Consider the following 17,273-nt stretch of genomic DNA (forward strand, 5'->3'; position numbering starts at 1 on the left):
CTGCTGCGCAGCCCAACGCGGGGCAAGCCCGCTCGCCACGAAAGCCCAATCGCTACCGGAAGAGGGCGGTGTCAGTTCCAGACGGCCTTACCGCTCAGCCGCTCGCGATCATGCCCGGCATCAAAACTCTGCAACGGCCCTTTCGGCACAATCCCCGTCGGATTGATGGTGCGATGGCTCGCGTAGTAATGCCCCTTGATATGCGCAAAATCCACCGTCTCGGCCACGCCTGGCCACTGATACATCTCCCTTAGCCAGTTCGACAAATTCGGATAATCGGCAATCCGCAGCAGGTTGCATTTGAAGTGGCTGTAATACACCGCATCAAAGCGAATCAGCGTGGTGAACAGCCGCACATCGGCTTCGGTCAGGTATTCGCCGGCCAAGTAGCGGTGCTTACCCAAGTGCTGCTCCAGGTGGTCCAGTTCGGCAAACACATCGTCAAACGCGCTTTCATAAGCCTTTTGCGAGGTGGCGAAGCCTGCGCGGTACACGCCGTTGTTCACCGCGGGATAGATGCGCTCGTTCAGCGCGTCAATCGTCTGGCGAAGCCCCTCGGGATAGAAGTCCAGCGTGTTGCCGGTCAGGTGGTTGAACGCGCTGTTGAACATGCGGATGATCTCCGCCGACTCATTACTGACGATGCGCTTGAGCTTCTTGTCCCACAGCACCGGCACGGTCACGCGGCCAGTGTAGTCGGCGGTGTCGGCGGTGTAGCGCTGATGCATGTAGGCAAAATCGTCGAGCTTGTCGCCGGTAGAGCCGTGGGACTTGTCGAAGGTCCAGCCGTTTTCCAGCATCAACCAACTGACCACGGACACCTCGATCAGGCTTTCCAGGCCCTTGAGCTTGCGCAGGATCAGCGTGCGATGCGCCCAGGGGCAGGCGAGGGAAACATACAGGTGGTAGCGACCGGCTTCGGCCTTGAAGCCACCTTCGCCATTCGGGCCGGGCTCACCGTCGGCGGTCACCCAATTGCGGCGCTGTGCCTGCTCGCGCTGGAAAGCGCCGTCTGCGCTACTTTCGTACCACTGGTCTTTCCAGTGTCCTTCGATCAGCAAACCCATGACTGGCTCCTCGGCTAATAAGCGTTGGAGGCCAGTGTAAAGGGATGAGTTCGAACTAAAAGCGCAAAGACTGCGGGGGAATGATCGATTAAATCGATTTGTCCCGCGCGTCCCAGTATTGCTGGGCCAATGCAAACGCCTGCTCTCGCGGATGGCCGATGCCGCGTAATGCCAGGGCCATGGTCGCGATCAGTGCCAGTTGCGGGTAGCTGTCTTGAGCGTCACCCCGCCACACGGCTTTCAGGTGTTCAGGTTCCAGGCTGGCGGGTTTGACGTGGCGTTGAGCGGAGAGGGCGGGCCATTCTTCATCCCAGCTTTGGCCGCCGGTGGTGCCATACAAGTGACTGATGGTGTCCGGGTTGATCTCGACTTCGCCGCCATCGCCCTTGACCACGATTACATTGTCGCCAAGCAGGCCGCTGGCATCGCGGTGCACACCCTGGTAACCGGGATGGAAAATGCTTTGCAGGCCGCAGCGCGCATTCAGCGGGTTGAGCAGGCGCGCCAGCGAGTGGATCGGCGAGCGCAGGCCCAAGGTGTTGCGCAGGTCGATCATGCGTTGCAGTTGTGGTGCCCAGTCGCCCAGGGGGATAAACGCGAGGTTGCCGTGTTCGAGCGCCGTTTCGACCTGCTGCCAGTTACGGCACAACGGGATCTGTAAACCTTCCAGCAATTGCTCGGTGTACAACCGGCCGGCGGTGTGCGCACCGCCGCCGTGCATGAGGATGCGCACTCCGTTTTGCGCCAGGCACTTGGCTGCCAGCAAATACCACGGCAGGTGGCGTTTTTTACCGGCGTAGGTTGGCCAGTCGACATCCACCTTCAGCGCCGGCGCGCTCAGGCGTTCGCGCACGGCTTGGGTGAAACCTGCGAGCTCTTCCGGGCTTTCTTCCTTGTGGCGCAGCAACATCAGGAAGGCGCCGAGCTGGGTGTCCTCGACCTTCTCGTCGAGCAGCATGCCCATGGCTTCGCGGGCTTCCTCACGGGTGAGGTTGCGCGCGCCGCGCTTACCTTTGCCCAGGATGCGCACGAACTGCGCAAACGGGTGCTCGGCAGGGGTTTCAAAGGTCAGCGGGGCAAAGTCGGTCATAAGCAATTCGTCGGCCTGGGCAGGCCCGCCAACTTGGCGGCGAGTTTGGCGGGAGTGCCGTTGAACAGTGTGTTGAGGTGCAGGCTGTTGCCCTTTTCCGGTCCCAGCTTCAAGGCGGTGTACTTGATCAGTGGGCGCGTGGCCGGGGACAGCTGGAACTCTTCATAGAACCCGCGCAGCAGTTCGAGGATTTCCCAATGGGCGGCGGTCAATTCCAGGGGCTCGGCGGCGGCCAGCGCGTTGGCGACCTCTGCAGACCAGTCATTGAGGTCGACGAGGTAGCCGTCCTTGTCCAATTCGAGGGTGCGTTCGCCTACGGTCAGGGTGTTCATAGCCAGCTGTTGACCTTGTCGTAGTCGATGGACAGCTGCACAAAACCCGGGTAGTCCACGCTGTCGGCCCAGTCCGGTAGCGGCAGGTTGCGCGCCTGCATGTCTTCGGCCAGTACAAAAACCTTCACGCCTCTGGTTTGCAGCGCCGCGTTGTGCAGGCCGTAGGCGCCGTCGCCGCACAGCAGAATCGCGTCCGCACTGCCGCACACGCGCAGGCAACTGGCGAGGCGGCTATCGGTAAACGGTGAATGAGACACCACATGTAAAGTCGACATCAGAGGGTAATCACCTGGTCGTAACGGTCAATCAATTTGCAAATAGCGTCGTTGCTCAGTGCCTGGGCGCTGGCAGGGGCTGTGAGCCCGCGTTCGGCCAGGCTGTGGCCGCAGGCGAACACGTCATCAATGCCAAACAGGCCCAACGCCTGCAGGTTGGCACTCAAATCCTTTTGCTGCACGGCGTTGGCGTTTTGCTGCGGCGCCAGTTGAAACACGCCGTCGTCCATAAACAGCAGGCCGATCGGCAAGTCGAACGCCCCGCCGGCCAGCACAATATCCAGGGCTTCGCGCGCGCTTGGCCCGGACCATGGCGCCTGGCGGCTGATTACCAATAAGGATCTGGACATGTCACGGCCCTCCAAAACAGATCAGGCGGTCGGCGGCCTGGGCGGCATCGTGCAATTGCCCAAGGCCCGACAAGGCCCACGGCGCATCCAGGTTCACCGCGCTGCGTTGATAGCGCGTGGCTTCTTCGCTATTGAGCACGCCACGGCGCAAGGCGGCGGCAATGCACACCACGCCGTCCAGCTGGTGCGCGCTGACAAATTCGCGCCATTGCCGGGCAATATCTTGCTCATCCTGGGGCGCGACAATGTTGCTGGAGGCGCTGTACACGCCGTCCTGATAAAAAAACAGCCGCACTATTTCATGCCCACCGGCAATCGCCGCTTGGGCAAACAGCAAGGCGCGGCGCGAGGAGGGCGCGTGGGCGGCGGAAAACAGCGCAATTGCGAACTTCATGGAACACTCTGCAAGCAAACGTGGGCCAATGATAAAGCCGCCGCGGCGAAAAAGCCCGCCGTGATCAAAACGGTCACCCTTGCTGATCGTTCTGACGATTGCCGGTAGGATCAAGCCTGCCTACGCTGTGGGCATTCGAAACCGAAATGGAGTCTCCATGTCAGGTCCCTTGGCGTCCCTCAAAGTGCTGGATTTTTCCACCTTGCTACCTGGCCCGTTCGCATCCTTGATGCTCGCGGACATGGGCGCCGAGGTGCTGCGGATCGAATCACCTACGCGCGTGGATCTGTTGCGCGTTCTGCCGCCGCATGATCACGGCACGTCGGCCAGCCACGCCTACCTCAATCGCAATAAGCGCAGCCTGGCGCTGGACCTCAAGCAGGCCGAGGCGTTGGAGATCGTGCGTGAGCTGGTCAAGGACTACGACATCGTCCTTGAGCAGTTTCGCCCCGGGGTAATGGAGCGTTTGGGACTGGGTTATGCGGCGCTCAAGGCGATCAACCCCAGGCTGATCTACGTATCGATCACCGGCTATGGCCAGACTGGCCCCTATAAGGACCGCGCCGGGCACGATATCAATTACCTGGCGCTGGCCGGCATTGCCAGCCACACCGGGCGCCAGGACAGCGGGCCACTGCCGCTGGGCGTGCAATTGGCGGATGTGGCCGGTGGTTCGCTGCACGCGGTGGTCGGGTTGCTGGCGGCGGTGATAGCGCGCCAGCACAGCGGCGTTGGGCAACACCTGGATGTGAGCATGACGGACTGTTCGTTCAGCCTGAACGCCATGGCCGGCGCGGGTTACCTGGCCTGTGGGGTCGAGCCGGAGTGGGAGACTCAGGTACTCAACGGCGGCAGCTTTTATGATTACTACCGCACGCGCGACGGGCGCTGGATGTCCGTCGGCAGCCTGGAGCCTGCGTTTATGCAGCAACTGTGCGCGGCGCTGGGGCGGCCGGAGTTGGCGGCGCATGGGCTCTCGCCCAGGCCGGAACAGCAAAAAGCCCTGAAGCTGGCGCTGCAGGTCGAGTTTGAAAAGCGCAGCTTTGAGCAGTTGTGCGAGCTGTTTGCCGGGGTGGATGCGTGTGTTGAGCCTGTATTGAGTTTAAGTGAAGCGGTGGAGCACCCGCAGTTGAAGGCGCGGACGCTGATCAGCCAAGTGCCACGCGGCGATGGTTCGACGCAGGCGCAAATCGCCTGCCCGTTGAAATTTTCAGAGGGGTTGCCGGAGCCTCGGCATATTGGGGCGGCGGTGGGGGCGCATACGGATGAAGTGTTGGAAGAGCTGGGGCTCAGCGCGCAACGAATTGCAGAATTGCGGCGGGCCAAGGTGATTGGTTAACTGTTCGGCCGCTATCGCAGGCAAGCCAGCTCCCACATTTGATCGGCGGCGCGGTGAAGATGTGGGAGCTGGCTTGCCTGCGATGGGGCCCTCACTCCACCCGGGTTTCCCCGGTGTACACCAAGGTATGCCGGCAACGCCTGCACAAGTACCGTCGCCCCTGGTTCACCAACCCATGACGTTGGGCTGAAAACGGGAAATCACTGTCGGCACACGGGCAGCGATAGATGTAACGCGTGACTTGCCGACGCTTGATTGCATAGGTGTGGCAGCGATCCGGCGGCAGTTCGTATACCCCGCGCATGATCAATTGCCATTCCTCGCCATGGGGCTGGATGCGTTCGCCAAACAATTGATGGGCGATCAGGTGCGCAACCTCATGGGCCACGGTCTGCTTCAGGAAATGTTGGCTGTTTTCACGGTACAGCTGTGGGTTGAAGCGCAGCAGGTTCTCGTGCAAATGCGCGACACCGGCCTTCTGGCCCCGCAGCTTGAGGCTGACCTGGGGGCGTTTGAAGCTTCGTTTAAAAAAGGATTCGGCTTGCAGGAAACAATCTTCGACGCGGGTATTGAGTTGCTCGGGCATGCTGACCATCTCTCCAGAGGCGCCCAGTATGCCGCAAAAGCAGGTGTTTCCGAATCTGTCAGGCGCCGAATGGTCATGCATGACGCACAAAGCCACCTTGCGGTGGCTTTGCCTGCGGTGTCAGCCGCTCAGTTGGTGTAGATCGGGCCTACGCCCAAACCCCAGACGATCACGGTAAACGCCATGATCGCCACCAGTACCACCAGCCCGACCGCCAGCACCGAGCTGGAAAACAGGAACCCCTCGTCCGGGTCGATGCTCATGAACGTGGGCAGCCCCACATACAGCAGGTACACCGTGTAACAGATGGCGGCCGTGCCGACGACCATGCCCAGCCACATATGCGGATACAACGCCGCCAGCCCACCGATAAACAGCGGGGTCGCGGTGTAGGTGGCAAATGCCACGCACCGCGCTATGCTGGGGCTGGCGTCGTAGGTGCGGGCCATCCAATGAATGAACGCGCCCATTACCGCCACGCCGCCGAGCATGGCCGCGTACGACATCAGGGTCATCCATAGAGCGCTTTCCTGGGTCAGCATCACAGGCGCGCGGCTGCCGATAACCCAGCCCACCCGGGTAGTGCCGATAAACGCCGAAACGGCGGGGATCGCCGCGAGAATCAGGGTGTGAGTCAGGTACATGTGGCCGATACTTTCTTCCTTATCGCCACGAATTTCCCGCCATTCCTGGTCGGGATGGGTAAACAGCCCCACGACGTGATGGATCATGCCAGTCACTCCTGTCGTTATTACCATCGCCCCCCATCGGAGCGCCCACGGGCCAAAGGCCTCAAAGGTCCCGGATAGTTGTGCGACCTTACGTCGCAGTATAGGAAGTGATGACCGGAAAAACTGTAGGGCTTTAGAGCAAATTGCGCTGTAAAGAGTGGCGCTAATCGCGGTGAGGTCTGTCAGTAATGACGCGGTCCACTGTGAAGGTCGGCTTGCCTGCAATAGCGGTGGGCCAGCGAATTTCAGTGGTTGTGTGACACCGCCATCGCAGGCAAGCCAGCTCCCACAATGGAACTCGGTCGGTCATGAAGGTAAAATGCCCGGCTTTTCGTCACACACCTCTAGCGGATCCAAGCGCCATGGGCACTCTTACGGTCAACCAGAACAAACTGCAAAAACGCCTGCGTCGCCTGGCCGGTGAAGCGGTCGCCGATTTCAACATGATCGAGGACGGCGACAAGGTCATGGTCTGCCTCTCCGGCGGCAAAGACAGTTACACCATGCTCGACGTGCTGCTGCACCTGCAAAAGGTCGCGCCAATCAAGTTCGAGATCGTCGCTGTCAACATGGACCAGAAACAGCCGGGCTTCCCCGAGCACGTATTGCCTGCCTACCTGAAAGCGCTGGGCATCGAGTACCACATCGTCGAAAAAGACACCTATTCGGTGGTCAAGGAGTTGATCCCCGAAGGCAAGACCACTTGCTCGCTGTGCTCGCGTCTGCGCCGTGGCACGCTCTACACCTTTGCCGATGAGATCGGCGCAACCAAGATGGCCCTCGGTCATCACCGTGATGACATCGTCGAGACGTTCTTCCTCAACATGTTTTTCAACGGCTCCCTCAAGGCCATGCCGCCCAAGCTGCGCGCCGATGACGGCCGCAACGTGGTGATCCGGCCGCTCGCGTATTGCAACGAGAAAGACATCCAGGCCTACTCCGACTTCAAGCAATTCCCGATCATCCCGTGCAACCTGTGCGGCTCCCAGGAAAACCTGCAGCGCCAGGTGGTCAAGGAAATGCTCGTGGACTGGGAGCGCAAGACCCCGGGCCGCACTGAAAGCATCTTCCGCAGCCTGCAGAATGTGATCCCCTCGCAGCTGGCCGACCGCAACCTGTTCGACTTCACCAGCCTGAAAATCGATGAGAGCGCCGCGTCGCGCTTCGTCAATGTTGTGAACCTCTAACAGGTTTCAACGCTCTGAAAGACGGCGCTTACGGGCGCCGTCTTCAATTCAATTGCCAGGAGAGGGCATGCGCGATTACAAGTGGCTGCACGAATATTGTCTGAACCGTTTTGGTTCAGCGGCCGAGTTGGAAGCCCACCTGCCTGTGCCCAAGACCCCGGCACAGTTGCGCAAAATCAGTGACGATCGCTACCTGTCCACCCTGGCGCTGCGGGTATTTCGCGCCGGGCTCAAGCACAGCGTGGTGGATGGCAAGTGGCCCGCGTTCGAGCAGGTGTTTTTCGGTTTTGACCCGGAAAAGGTCGTGCTGATGGGCGCCGAACACCTGGAGCGCCTGATGCAGGACACGCGCATCATTCGTCACCTGGGCAAGCTCAAAAGCGTGCCGCGCAATGCGCAGATGATTTTGGACATTGAGCAGGAAAAGGGCAGCTTCGGCGCCTTTGTCGCGGACTGGCCGGTGACCGATATCGTCGGCCTGTGGAAGTACCTGAGCAAGCACGGCCACCAACTGGGCGGGCTGTCGGCGCCGCGTTTTTTGCGCATGGTGGGCAAGGACACGTTTGTACCGAGCTATGACGTGGTGGCGGCGTTGAATGCGCAGAAGATCGTCGACAAAGTGCCGACCAGCCTGCGGGATTTGGCGACGGTGCAGGGCGCGTTCAACCAATGGCACGCCGAGAGCGGGCGGCCGATGTGTCAGTTGTCGATGATGCTGGCTTACACGGTGAATCATTGAGGCCGAGGTGAGGCTATCGCAGGCAAGCCAGCTCCCATATTTGATCGGCGGCGCGTTCAAAATGTGGGCGCTGGCTTGCCTGCGATAGCGGTCTTCAGGCCGGCTGCAAATCTGCCGCCAGCCGCCGATTCAACTGATGCCGCCAGCGCACATACAGCAATGCCGTGCAAAACAACGCCAGGCTCGCGAGCATTTCCAGCACCCCGAACCACTGGCGGTTCGGGTCATAGGCCGCCAGCGCGCCCTTGATGAAATACAAGTTCACCACAAAGCACATCCACGAATGCCCGCGTGCGCTGCCGAGCAACATGCCCGGCGCCAGCACCAGCAGCGGCACCAATTCGATCAGCAGAATCACCCACGGGCGCGCGCCGTGCAGGTCGGCGACGAACAGGTAATACCCGCACAGCAACCCCACCAACCCAAGAAACGCCAGCAGGCTGAGCACGCGTGCGACGTTGACCCGTGGTTCCAGCCACGCCTGGGGCGGCAGGGCCTTAGGCTTTCTGGCCACGGCCGTTCTCCAACAGCATGGCGGTGGTGGCCAGGCGCAGGCCAAGGGCGCGGCACAGGGTGATTTCGTGCTGATCGAGCATGCGCTTGCCGTCGGGCCCCGAGTGATGGCTGGCGCCGTACGGCGTGCCGCCGCCCTGGGTGTCGAGCAGTGCTTGTTCGCTGTAGGGCAGGCCGGTGATCAACATGCCATGGTGCAGCAACGGCAGCAGCATCGACATCAGTGTGGTTTCCTGGCCGCCGTGCAGGCTGGCCGTGGAGGTGAACACGCCGGCTGGCTTGCCGACGAGGGCACCGGTCAGCCACAGGTTGCTGGTGCCGTCGAGGAAATACTTGAGCGGCGCGGCCATGTTGCCAAAGCGGGTCGGGCTGCCGAGGGCCAGGCCCGAGCAGTTTTTCAGGTCATCGAGGCTGGCATACAGCGCGCCTTCGTCGGGAATGCTCGGCGCCACCGCTTCACACTCGGTGGAAATCGCCGGTACGGTGCGCAATCTGGCTTCCATCCCGCCTTGCTCGATACCGCGAGCAATCTGCCGGGCCATTTCGCTCACCGAGCCATTGCGGCTGTAATACAACACCAGCACATACGGCGCGGTCACGGCAGCAGCTCCAACAGGTTTTCCGGCGGGCGGCCAATGACGGCTTTATCGGCGGTTTCCAGGATCGGGCGTTCCATCAGCTTCGGGTGTTCGGCAATCGCGGCGATCAGTTGCGCTTCGCTGAGGCTGGCGTCGGCCAGGTTGAGGGCTTTGTATTCGTCTTCGCCGGTGCGCAGCAATTGGCGTGCGCTGATGCCCAGCTTGCCCAGCAGGGTCTTCAATTGCGCGGCGTTCAGCGGGGTTTCGAGGTAGCGCACGACGGTGGGTGTGAGGCCGCGGGCTTCCAGCAGTTCGAGCGCACCGCGGGATTTCGAGCAGCGCGGGTTGTGATAAAGCGTCAGATCGGTCATGTGCGGGTCGCATCTTGCGTAAGGTGGCGGGTATTCTACCTGCGCAGCGTCCTGTCCTTAAACCGTAAGAGGCGATAGGTCGCAGCCAACGTTCATTTTTTGCGAAGGATTACCCCATGACAAGGCGACTGATCGGTGCATTGGCGATCATCACAACCCTGCTGCTCAGCGGCTGCGGTAACGACTACGGCGTTGACCAATACGGTAAGAAGGTCGCGTCAGAACGCTTGGACAAACAGTGGGTGGTGCTCAATTACTGGGCGGAATGGTGTGGCCCGTGCCGCACGGAGATCCCGGAACTCAATGCCTTGGCCGAGCAGCTCAAAGGGCAGAACGTCGGGGTTTTCGGGGTCAACTTTGACAATGTGCAGGGCGAAGAGCTCAAGGCCGCCAGCGAGAAGCTGGGGATCAAGTTCACCGTACTGGCGCAGAACCCGGAAGAGATTTTCGATATCCCGCGCAGCGAGGCGTTGCCGGTGACCTACATCATTGATGACAAGGGCAAGGTGCGCGAGCAGTTGATGGGTGAGCAGACGGCGCAAGGCGTGCTCGCCAAGCTCAAAGCCCTACGCGGTTAACTGTGTGGGAGCGGGCTTGCCTGCGATGCAGGCGACCCGGTATGCCTGTGATACCGAGTCGATGCTGTCCCAGGCAAGCCAGCTCCCACAGCAAAACCGGTGTGCAATGAAGTCGATCAGCCTTCTTCAAGCCACAGCCGAATAGGCTTGCCTTCAGCCGGCCAGAAACGCGTCTGCTCGATCGGCGAGATGTCCCAACGCTCGACGCCTTGCAGGGCCTGGAAGAAGCGGTGCTCCTGTTCCATCAAGGCCTCGGCGCAGAGTTTGCGAGTGCTGCCGATCTTGCCGAAGTTCAGCTTGTCACCCTCAACGGTGTACGGCGCAAACCAGTGGTTGCAACCGCCATTGCCGTAGGCGCGGCCATCGGCGCCAAGGGTGACGGTCAGGTGCGCGTAATCCATCAGCGGCCGTTCACCAATCCATTCCACCACGTAGCTGTGATCCTGCTTGAGCTTCACCGCATCGCCGGCGCAGCCGGTCAGGCCCATGCCGACGGCCGCGAGCAGCAGCAGGCCTTTCATTGCGCGGCCTGCTGGCATTTAGGGCAGCGGTGCTTGTCGCCTTCGCTGGCCCAGCCCAATGCCTTGATGCGCGCGTTGGCGGCAGGTTGCAGCGGCTCTTTGGTCAGCTTGGTTTCTACCGCGAATTCAAATTCCAGCACGGTGTCACAGCTGTCGCAGTTGACCTTCCAGGTATGAATCTCCAGCTCGCCGAATTTCGGCCCCTGGGCCATGGCGACCCATTGGCCTGCCGGGCGGATGGAGTAGCGCGCATCACCTTCGACGGTCAGGCGCATCGACAGGGTTTTACTGCCACGCAGGGTGACGATCAGCACGTCGCCGTGTTTGATCGAACCACCGTTGCCGGTGACTTGATAACGGCCCGGCACCAGGGCGCGGCATTCGATCAGGGTGTGTTGCGGGCTCAGCAAGCTGAAGCGGAAATCGTGTTCGGCCATGGATCCTCCAAATAGGCGCGGCATCCTATCACGGGTGCCGGCCTATCATGAGCCTGGTATGTGACCGCCGATCATCCTTCGACCAGGTTCTGCGGCTGGCCTTTGGCCCACGCGGCAATATTGCCCAATGTGGTGCTGGCGATGGCCGCCAGGGCCTCGCGGGTGAGAAATGCCTGGTGCGCGGTGATGATCACGGTGGGGAACGTCAGCAGGCGTGCGAGCACGTCGTCTTGCAGCGGCAGGTCGGAGCGGTCTTCGAAAAACAGCTGGGCCTCTTCTTCATACACATCCAGCCCCAGGTAGCCGAGTTGGCCGTCCTTGAGGGCTTCGATCAGCGCCGGCGTGTCCACCAGCCCGCCACGGCCGGTGTTGATCAGCATTGCGCCGCGCTGCATCTGCGCCAGGGAGCGGGCGTTGATCAGGTGTTTGCTGTCGGCGGTCAGCGGGCAGTGCAGGCTGATGATCTGCGCGTGCGCCAGCAGCTCGGGCAGGCTCACATAATGTGCGCCAAGGGCCTGCACTTGCGGGTTGGGGAAAGGGTCGTAGGCCAGCAATTGGCAGCCGAAGCCGGCCATTATCTTGGCGAACGTGGCGCCGATCTGCCCGGTGCCGACCACGCCGACGGTCTTGCCCACCAAGTCGAAACCGGTCAGCCCGTGCAAGCTGAAATCGCCATCGCGGGTGCGGTTGTAGGCCCGATGCAGGCGGCGGTTAAGGGCGAGAATCAGCGCCACGGCATGCTCGGCCACCGCGTGGGGCGAGTAGGCCGGCACCCGCACGATGGTCAGGCCCAGGCGCTGGGCGGCGGGCAGGTCGACATGGTTGTAGCCGGCCGAGCGCAGGGCAATCAGGCGCGTGCCGCCTGCGGCCAGTTGCTCCAGCACCGGGGCGCTGAGGTCGTCATTGATAAACGCGCAGACCACTTCGTGGTGTTCGGCCAGGGCCACGGTGTCGAGATTGAGTCGCGCAGGCTGAAATTGCAGCTCAAGGCCGGCCGGCAGTGGCTCGCCAAGAAAACTGTCGCGGTCGTAGGTCTGGCTGCTGAAAAGAATGACGCGCATCAAAAAAGCTCCCTGCAAGTTGCGAGTTGCAAACGCAGACCCTTGAAGACAGGAGCAAACCCGTGCCGCAAGCGCCCGCGCTTATAAAATAAACTCAGGCGCTGACGCGCGCCTCACTGGCCAGGCGGGCAATCGCCATGTCCAGTTCATCCAGGGCTGCCATGGCCTTGGCGTCGTCCTGCTTGAGCAAGGTCTCCGCGCGTTGGCAGGCGGCGCGCAATTGCGGCACGCCGCAGTAGCGGGTGGCGCCGTGCAGCCGGTGGACGCGCTCGATCAGGGCATTGTTGTCTTTGGCTTCGCGGGCGACGGTGATCGCCAGGCGGTCGGCTTCCAGAGAGGCCAGCAGCATGGCGAGCATGTCGGCGGCCAGATCGGCCTTGTTGGCCGCCAGACGCAGGCCTTCCTCATGGTCCAGTACCAACAGTTTCACGCCTGTGCCCGAACTGTCGCTGGTGCGTTCCGGGCCTTGGTTGCGCAGGGCCAGGCCGGTCCACTTCAGCACCACTTGGGCCAGTTGGCGTTCGCTAATGGGTTTGGTCAGGTAGTCGTCCATGCCGCTTTGCAGCAGCGCGCGTTTTTCGTTGGCCATGGCGTGGGCGGTGAGGGCCACCACCGGCAATGGCGTGCCGTGGCGCTCGCTTTCCCATTGGCGAATAGCCTCGGTGCTTTGGCGGCCGTCCATGCCGGGCATTTGTACGTCCATCAGCACCAGGTCGAACGTTTCCTGTTTCACCGCGTCAATGGCGGCATAACCGCTTTCTACCGCCTGCACCTTGGCGCCCATGTCTTCAAGCAGGGTTTGTACCAGCAGCAGGTTTGCCGGGTTGTCATCCACACAGAGCACGCGCGGCGCGCGGCTGGACAGCGGCTCGCCGGGTTCGCTGCGCAAGGGGCGCGGGCTGATCAGGTCGGCGAGTGCACGGCGCAATTTGCGCGTGCAGGCCGGTTTGGCCTGCAACTGGCTGTTGGGGTTGGGCACCGATTGATTGAACAACATCTGTTCGGTGGTCGGGCACAGCACCAGCACTTTACAGCCCAGGTGTTCCAGGTCCCACAAATGCTGGTTGAGGCGTTCGGGCGGAATATCATTGGCCGTGACGCCGAGCACGGCAAGGTCGATGGCCTGCTCGGTCTGATGCGCGCTGGTGATGCCGTTGGTCAGGCTTTCCAGGGTGTTGAACGGTGTCACTTCCAGGCCGCAATCTTCCAATTGGTGTTGCAGGGCCTGGCGCGCCAGCTCGTGGTTTTCCAGCACCGCCACGCGACGCCCCAGCAGTGGCGCGCTGGGCAGATCGTCGACGTCATCGCGGGTTTTCGGCAGGTTGAGGCTGATCCAGAATTCAGAGCCTTCGCCCGGCGTGCTGTCGACGCCGATCTCACCGCCCATCTGCTCGATCAGTCGTTTCGAGATCACCAGGCCCAAGCCGGTACCGCCCGGTTGCCGCGACAGGGAGTTGTCGGCCTGGCTGAACGCCTGGAACAGTGCGCGCACGTCCTGGTTGGATAGGCCGATGCCGGTGTCTTGCACACTGATACGCAGTTGCACGCTGTCCTCCTGTTCGTCCTCGACCATCGCGCGGGCAACGATAGTGCCTTCGCGGGTGAACTTGATCGCATTGCTGATCAGGTTGGTGAGGATCTGCTTGAGCCGCAACGGGTCGCCGACCAGCGCCAACGGGGTGTCGCGGTACACCAGGCTGACCAGTTCCAGCTGCTTGGCATGGGCGGCGGGCGCGAGGATGGTCAGGGTGTCTTGCAGCAAGTCGCGCAGGTTGAAAGGCACGCTGTCGAGCACCAGCTTGCCGGCCTCGATTTTCGAGAAGTCGAGAATTTCGTTGATGATGCCCAGCAGGTTGTCGGCGGACTTTTCGATGGTGCCCAGGTAATCCAGTTGGCGCGGCGACAGTTCGCTTTTTTGCAACAGGTGGGTGAAACCGAGAATGCCATTGAGCGGGGTGCGGATCTCATGGCTCATATTGGCCAGGAACTCCGACTTGATACGGCTGGCCTCCAGGGCCTCTTTGCGCGCCAGGTCCAGCTCGATGTTCTGGATTTCAATGGTTTCCAGGTTTTGGCGCACGTCTTCGGTGGCCTGATCGATGCTGTGCTGCAACTCTTCCTGGGCATTTTGCAGGGTTTCGGCCATGCGATTGATGCCCGAGGCCAGCTGATCCAGCTCCTGGCTGCCCAAGGGTGGCAAGCGGGTTTCCAGGTTGCCGTCCTTGAGTTGGGCCACGGCCAGCTTGATCTGGCCAATCGGCGAGTTGATCGTGCGGCTGATCCGCAGCGCGAGCGCGGCGGTGCAGATCAGGCCGATGGCGATCAACAGCAAGCTGGCGAACAGGCTGCGGTAGCCGCGCAACAACATGCCATTGTGCGACAGCTCTACCTCGACCCAACCCAGCAAACGGTCGGCTTCATCGGGGATCAGCTCGCCGGCGAGGTTGCGGTGGCGGCCAAATACCGGCAGCAGGTAGCGCGTGGCGTCATTGCCGGTGCGCTGCAGCAGGTGGGAACTGTTACCGACGGGCGGCTGGTTGAGCATGGTCGGGCCGGCGTGCGCCAGGGGCGAGCGGTCTGGCGCCAGAAACGACACGGCACGCACGTCCGGTTGTTCCAGCGACTGGGTAGCGATGCGTTCCAGCAGGTCGGTGTTCTTGCTACTCAGGGCCGGGGCTACCAGCGGCGCCAATTGCTCGGCAATCATTTCGCCACGCTGCAGCAACTGGGTTTGCAACTCCGAGAGCTGCATCCAGGTGAAATAACCCCCCAACAACAGGGCCATCAGGCTGGTCGGTAATAAGGTCAGCAACAGTACGCGGCCTTTTATCCCCATTCTTCTAAGCACGCCACTCTCCTGCTACCACATTGTTTTCGATTATCTGCGCGGGCATCCGGCCCACGCCACTTGCGCAGTGTAGCCATTTGCGCGGCCTGGAATCTCGCAAATTAATGACATACCGCAATCTTCGGGCCATTGAGAGCCGGGCGGCGATTGCCTGGGGCAGTTTAATCTTGAATAATCAGCGATTGAGAATGACTTGCAGACGCTAATGACTCCCGCAGCTGGCTCACCCAGTATCCTGACGATCGAAGACGACCCTGTGCTGGGTGCTTATGTGCATGAGCATCTGGGCCGCTGTGGCTTCCAGGTGACGTGGTGCCAGAATGGCCAGCAAGGTCTGCAAATGGCCCGCGACCAGGCGTTCGACGTGGTGTTGATGGATATCCTGTTGCCCGGGATGGACGGGTTGTCGATCCTCACCCACCTGCGCCAGAGCCATGCGATCCCGGTGATCCTGATGTCGGCGCTGGGCGCAGAAGCCGACCGTATCAGTGGCTTTCGCCTCGGTGCGGATGACTATTTGCCCAAGCCATTCAGCATGATCGAGCTGCGGGTGCGCATTGAAGCCATCTTGCGCCGTGTGGCCCTGGATCGGCGCCCGCTGCCCATGCCTCGGGCGGTGCGCGACGACAGTCGTACGCTGCGCTTTGACGACGAGCTGTGCGACGTCTTCTATCAGGCACACTGGGCCGGGCTGACCCGCAGCGAATACCGTCTGCTGGAAACCCTGCACCGCAATGCTGACGAAGTGCTCAGCAAAGCCTTCCTTTATCAGCATGTGTTGCAGCGCGGTTATGCGCCCCACGACCGCAGTCTGGACATGCATGTCAGCCAGATTCGCCGCAAGCTCAAGGCCATCGGCTACAGCGAATTTGAAGTGCGCACTGTTTGGGGCAAGGGTTACGTACTGAGCGGCCATGATGAAGGGCGTTGAGCGGTTGCCGGGCAAGCATTCGTTATTCTGGAAACTGGCCTGCCTGCTGATCGCTTTCTGTTTGCTGATGATTTGGCTCAGTTGGTCGTGGGGCCGCTACATGGAAGAGCAGAATGCCTACGTGGCCGAGGAGTCGCGCGAGATTCTGCGGGGTTATGCCGCAGGCGCCGAACTGGCCTGGAGTACCCAGGGCAGGGCAGGCGTGGATGCCTGGTTAGCGCTTATGGCCAGGCGTGAGGCCACGTGGATCGGTGTGATCGGCAACGACTTGCAGTCTCTGAGCAGTACGCCACTGAGTGACAAAGAAAGCCAGCGCCTGACCTTTCTGCGCGGGTTGGAGTGGCCGGTCAGCCGGCATGTCAAAGGCCTGCCGTGGATGAAAATCCCGTTTCCGGTCGACCCAGGCGCGGGTTCGCTGGTGATTGAGCTGCCCCAACGTTTCATGCCGGGGCGCTACCAACTGTTTTGGCGCGTGGTGACCAATGGCGTGATCCCCGGCCTGTTTACGCTGTTGCTGTGTATTGGGCTTTATCGGCTTTTGATCATGCCCCTCAATCAATTGCGTGAGCAGGCCAATGCCTGGCGCGCCGATCAATTGAATACGCGCATGTCGCGTGAGGCCACCAGCCGTCAGGACGAGCTGGGCGAACTGGGCCGGGCCTTTGACCATATGTCCGAGCGCTTGCAGGGCACGGTGGTGTTGCAGCAACAACTGTTGCGGGACATGTCCCATGAGCTGCGCACACCGTTGAGCCGTTTGCGCGTGGCCTGCGACAGTGAACAGGATTTGACGCAGTTGCGTGAGCGCCTGGGCCGGGAAATCGATGCCATGCAGCGCCTGGTGGAAGACAGCCTGCAGCTGGCCTGGCTGGACAGCGAACGCACGCCGTTGCCCAATGAAGACATTCAACTCCCGGCCCTGTGGGACATGCTGAGGGAAAACGCGTGTTTTGAAAGTGACTGGCCGGCGTCGCGTTTACCTTGCCGGTTGCCCGCAGACTGCTGGGTACAGGGCAACCTGAACGCGCTGGCTCAGGCCCTGGAAAACATCCTGCGTAACGCCATTCGGCATTCTCCCCCGCATGGGCGGGTGCAGCTTGATGGCTGTCGAGACGCTGATTACTGGCATATCTGGCTCCAGGATCAGGGCGCCGGCATTGATGAACGTGACTTGGAGCGTATTTTTGCGCCGTTCACACGCTTGGAAGGGTCACGGCCCGGTGATGGCGGTTTCGGCCTGGGCCTAAGCATCGCCCGCAATGCCGTGCAGCGTCAGGGCGGGCGTTTGTGGGCGGAAAATACCGGGCAAGGCCTGCGTGTGCATTTGCGTCTGCTGGCGCGCTAG

21 protein-coding genes are annotated in these 17,273 nt (G+C 61.4%); 6 read left to right on the forward strand and 15 right to left on the reverse strand.

Annotated elements, in window-relative coordinates:
* Window positions 1-71: 71 nt before the first annotated feature.
* From FPT15_RS22350 to tusD, 6 genes are all read right to left on the reverse strand, one after another.
* Entirely contained in the window at window positions 72-1,067 is a 996-nt protein-coding gene (locus FPT15_RS22350) for a glutathione S-transferase family protein (protein ID WP_145164717.1), read from the reverse strand.
* An 88-nt stretch (window positions 1,068-1,155) separates the two neighbouring features.
* Window positions 1,156-2,157, reverse strand: a complete 1,002-nt coding sequence (locus FPT15_RS22355; protein ID WP_145164719.1) for a glycosyl transferase family protein — start codon at window positions 2,155-2,157, stop codon at window positions 1,156-1,158.
* The gene (locus tag FPT15_RS22360) at window positions 2,154-2,489 is read right to left on the reverse strand and encodes a TusE/DsrC/DsvC family sulfur relay protein (RefSeq protein ID WP_145164721.1); all 336 of its coding nucleotides are present in this window, start codon (window positions 2,487-2,489) and stop codon (window positions 2,154-2,156) included. The genes FPT15_RS22355 and FPT15_RS22360 overlap by 4 nt, the downstream gene beginning before the upstream one ends.
* Complete coding sequence (gene tusB, locus FPT15_RS22365; RefSeq protein ID WP_145164723.1) at window positions 2,486-2,764, reverse strand: sulfurtransferase complex subunit TusB; 279 nt, start codon at window positions 2,762-2,764, stop codon at window positions 2,486-2,488. The genes FPT15_RS22360 and tusB overlap by 4 nt, the downstream gene beginning before the upstream one ends.
* Window positions 2,764-3,114, reverse strand: coding sequence for a sulfurtransferase complex subunit TusC (tusC, locus tag FPT15_RS22370; RefSeq protein ID WP_145164725.1), 351 nt, complete (start codon window positions 3,112-3,114; stop codon window positions 2,764-2,766). Before tusC ends, tusB begins: the two co-directional genes overlap by 1 nt.
* Window position 3,115: 1 nt before the next feature.
* Window positions 3,116-3,508, reverse strand: a complete 393-nt coding sequence (gene tusD, locus FPT15_RS22375) for a sulfurtransferase complex subunit TusD (protein WP_145164727.1) — start codon at window positions 3,506-3,508, stop codon at window positions 3,116-3,118.
* Window positions 3,509-3,665: 157 nt separating this feature from the next.
* On the opposite strand from tusD, the gene FPT15_RS22380 reads away from it, so the two are divergent.
* Window positions 3,666-4,847, forward strand: coding sequence for a CaiB/BaiF CoA-transferase family protein (locus FPT15_RS22380; RefSeq protein WP_145164729.1), 1,182 nt, complete (start codon window positions 3,666-3,668; stop codon window positions 4,845-4,847).
* A gap of 91 nt (window positions 4,848-4,938) precedes the next feature.
* Here FPT15_RS22380 and FPT15_RS22385 read toward each other — a convergent pair whose 3' ends face one another.
* Together FPT15_RS22385 and FPT15_RS22390 are read right to left on the reverse strand one after the other, a co-directional pair.
* Window positions 4,939-5,433, reverse strand: coding sequence for a SprT family zinc-dependent metalloprotease (locus FPT15_RS22385; RefSeq protein WP_064454959.1), 495 nt, complete (start codon window positions 5,431-5,433; stop codon window positions 4,939-4,941).
* Between the two features lie 128 nt (window positions 5,434-5,561).
* Complete coding sequence (locus FPT15_RS22390) at window positions 5,562-6,164, reverse strand: Yip1 family protein (RefSeq protein ID WP_145164731.1); 603 nt, start codon at window positions 6,162-6,164, stop codon at window positions 5,562-5,564.
* A gap of 362 nt (window positions 6,165-6,526) precedes the next feature.
* Here FPT15_RS22390 and ttcA point away from each other — a divergent pair, with 362 nt between their 5' ends.
* Window positions 6,527-7,351: a tRNA 2-thiocytidine(32) synthetase TtcA gene (gene ttcA / locus FPT15_RS22395; RefSeq protein ID WP_106579845.1), complete on the forward strand. Its 825-nt coding sequence runs from the start codon at window positions 6,527-6,529 to the stop codon at window positions 7,349-7,351.
* A gap of 67 nt (window positions 7,352-7,418) precedes the next feature.
* Window positions 7,419-8,090, forward strand: coding sequence for a DNA-3-methyladenine glycosylase I (locus tag FPT15_RS22400; RefSeq protein ID WP_119736245.1), 672 nt, complete (start codon window positions 7,419-7,421; stop codon window positions 8,088-8,090).
* 94 nt (window positions 8,091-8,184) lie between these two features.
* Here the strand turns inward: FPT15_RS22400 and FPT15_RS22405 are convergent, their stop codons facing one another.
* Genes FPT15_RS22405 through arsC form a run of 3 tightly spaced genes read right to left on the reverse strand, consistent with a single transcriptional unit; the run spans window position 8,185 to window position 9,552 of the window.
* The gene (locus FPT15_RS22405; RefSeq protein ID WP_145164732.1) at window positions 8,185-8,604 is read right to left on the reverse strand and encodes a DUF2069 domain-containing protein; all 420 of its coding nucleotides are present in this window, start codon (window positions 8,602-8,604) and stop codon (window positions 8,185-8,187) included.
* Window positions 8,588-9,202, reverse strand: a complete 615-nt coding sequence (gene wrbA, locus FPT15_RS22410) for an NAD(P)H:quinone oxidoreductase (RefSeq protein WP_106579842.1) — start codon at window positions 9,200-9,202, stop codon at window positions 8,588-8,590. The genes FPT15_RS22405 and wrbA overlap by 17 nt, the downstream gene beginning before the upstream one ends.
* Window positions 9,199-9,552, reverse strand: coding sequence for an arsenate reductase (glutaredoxin) (gene arsC / locus FPT15_RS22415; protein WP_145164734.1), 354 nt, complete (start codon window positions 9,550-9,552; stop codon window positions 9,199-9,201). Before arsC ends, wrbA begins: the two co-directional genes overlap by 4 nt.
* Before the next feature lie 116 nt (window positions 9,553-9,668).
* On the opposite strand from arsC, the gene FPT15_RS22420 reads away from it, so the two are divergent.
* The gene (locus tag FPT15_RS22420; RefSeq protein WP_145164736.1) at window positions 9,669-10,130 is read left to right on the forward strand and encodes a TlpA disulfide reductase family protein; all 462 of its coding nucleotides are present in this window, start codon (window positions 9,669-9,671) and stop codon (window positions 10,128-10,130) included.
* Between the two features lie 116 nt (window positions 10,131-10,246).
* On the opposite strand, the gene FPT15_RS22425 is transcribed toward FPT15_RS22420, so the two are convergent.
* The 4 genes from FPT15_RS22425 to FPT15_RS22440 form a co-directional block, all read right to left on the reverse strand.
* A complete protein-coding gene (locus tag FPT15_RS22425; protein ID WP_145164738.1) occupies window positions 10,247-10,651 on the reverse strand; it encodes an META domain-containing protein in 405 nt (134 codons plus the stop codon).
* Window positions 10,648-11,088: a hypothetical protein gene (locus tag FPT15_RS22430; protein WP_106579838.1), complete on the reverse strand. Its 441-nt coding sequence runs from the start codon at window positions 11,086-11,088 to the stop codon at window positions 10,648-10,650. The genes FPT15_RS22425 and FPT15_RS22430 overlap by 4 nt, the downstream gene beginning before the upstream one ends.
* A 71-nt stretch (window positions 11,089-11,159) precedes the next feature.
* Complete coding sequence (locus tag FPT15_RS22435; RefSeq protein WP_145164739.1) at window positions 11,160-12,149, reverse strand: 2-hydroxyacid dehydrogenase; 990 nt, start codon at window positions 12,147-12,149, stop codon at window positions 11,160-11,162.
* 94 nt (window positions 12,150-12,243) lie between these two features.
* Complete coding sequence (locus FPT15_RS22440) at window positions 12,244-14,997, reverse strand: response regulator (protein ID WP_145164741.1); 2,754 nt, start codon at window positions 14,995-14,997, stop codon at window positions 12,244-12,246.
* 205 nt (window positions 14,998-15,202) lie between these two features.
* Between FPT15_RS22440 and FPT15_RS22445 the strand changes: the two genes are divergently transcribed.
* On the forward strand, window positions 15,203-15,928 hold the full coding sequence (locus FPT15_RS22445; protein ID WP_145164743.1) for a response regulator transcription factor: 726 nt from the start codon (window positions 15,203-15,205) through the stop codon (window positions 15,926-15,928).
* Window positions 15,915-17,273, forward strand: a complete 1,359-nt coding sequence (locus FPT15_RS22450) for a sensor histidine kinase (RefSeq protein ID WP_145164918.1) — start codon at window positions 15,915-15,917, stop codon at window positions 17,271-17,273. The genes FPT15_RS22445 and FPT15_RS22450 overlap by 14 nt, the downstream gene beginning before the upstream one ends.

Origin of the sequence: Pseudomonas sp. RGB (genome assembly GCF_007713445.1) — a bacterium.
Taxonomy (GTDB): domain Bacteria; phylum Pseudomonadota; class Gammaproteobacteria; order Pseudomonadales; family Pseudomonadaceae; genus Aquipseudomonas.

Bases quoted from the DNA above. Each gene is read 5' to 3' on its own strand.
- FPT15_RS22420 (WP_145164736.1), top strand. From the start codon at position 9,669: ATGACAAGGCGACTGATCGGTGCATTGGCGATCATCACAACCCTGCTG.
- FPT15_RS22435 (WP_145164739.1), bottom strand. From the start codon at position 12,149: ATGCGCGTCATTCTTTTCAGCAGCCAGACCTACGACCGCGACAGTTTT.
- FPT15_RS22400 (WP_119736245.1), top strand. From the start codon at position 7,419: ATGCGCGATTACAAGTGGCTGCACGAATATTGTCTGAACCGTTTTGGT.
- FPT15_RS22385 (WP_064454959.1), bottom strand. From the start codon at position 5,433: ATGCCCGAGCAACTCAATACCCGCGTCGAAGATTGTTTCCTGCAAGCC.
- FPT15_RS22360 (WP_145164721.1), bottom strand. From the start codon at position 2,489: ATGAACACCCTGACCGTAGGCGAACGCACCCTCGAATTGGACAAGGAC.
- tusB (WP_145164723.1), bottom strand. From the start codon at position 2,764: ATGTCGACTTTACATGTGGTGTCTCATTCACCGTTTACCGATAGCCGC.
- FPT15_RS22425 (WP_145164738.1), bottom strand. From the start codon at position 10,651: ATGAAAGGCCTGCTGCTGCTCGCGGCCGTCGGCATGGGCCTGACCGGC.
- arsC (WP_145164734.1), bottom strand. From the start codon at position 9,552: ATGACCGATCTGACGCTTTATCACAACCCGCGCTGCTCGAAATCCCGC.
- tusD (WP_145164727.1), bottom strand. From the start codon at position 3,508: ATGAAGTTCGCAATTGCGCTGTTTTCCGCCGCCCACGCGCCCTCCTCG.
- FPT15_RS22390 (WP_145164731.1), bottom strand. From the start codon at position 6,164: ATGATCCATCACGTCGTGGGGCTGTTTACCCATCCCGACCAGGAATGG.
- FPT15_RS22430 (WP_106579838.1), bottom strand. From the start codon at position 11,088: ATGGCCGAACACGATTTCCGCTTCAGCTTGCTGAGCCCGCAACACACC.
- tusC (WP_145164725.1), bottom strand. From the start codon at position 3,114: ATGTCCAGATCCTTATTGGTAATCAGCCGCCAGGCGCCATGGTCCGGG.
- FPT15_RS22450 (WP_145164918.1), top strand. From the start codon at position 15,915: ATGAAGGGCGTTGAGCGGTTGCCGGGCAAGCATTCGTTATTCTGGAAA.
- ttcA (WP_106579845.1), top strand. From the start codon at position 6,527: ATGGGCACTCTTACGGTCAACCAGAACAAACTGCAAAAACGCCTGCGT.
- FPT15_RS22355 (WP_145164719.1), bottom strand. From the start codon at position 2,157: ATGACCGACTTTGCCCCGCTGACCTTTGAAACCCCTGCCGAGCACCCG.
- FPT15_RS22380 (WP_145164729.1), top strand. From the start codon at position 3,666: ATGTCAGGTCCCTTGGCGTCCCTCAAAGTGCTGGATTTTTCCACCTTG.
- FPT15_RS22350 (WP_145164717.1), bottom strand. From the start codon at position 1,067: ATGGGTTTGCTGATCGAAGGACACTGGAAAGACCAGTGGTACGAAAGT.
- FPT15_RS22445 (WP_145164743.1), top strand. From the start codon at position 15,203: ATGACTCCCGCAGCTGGCTCACCCAGTATCCTGACGATCGAAGACGAC.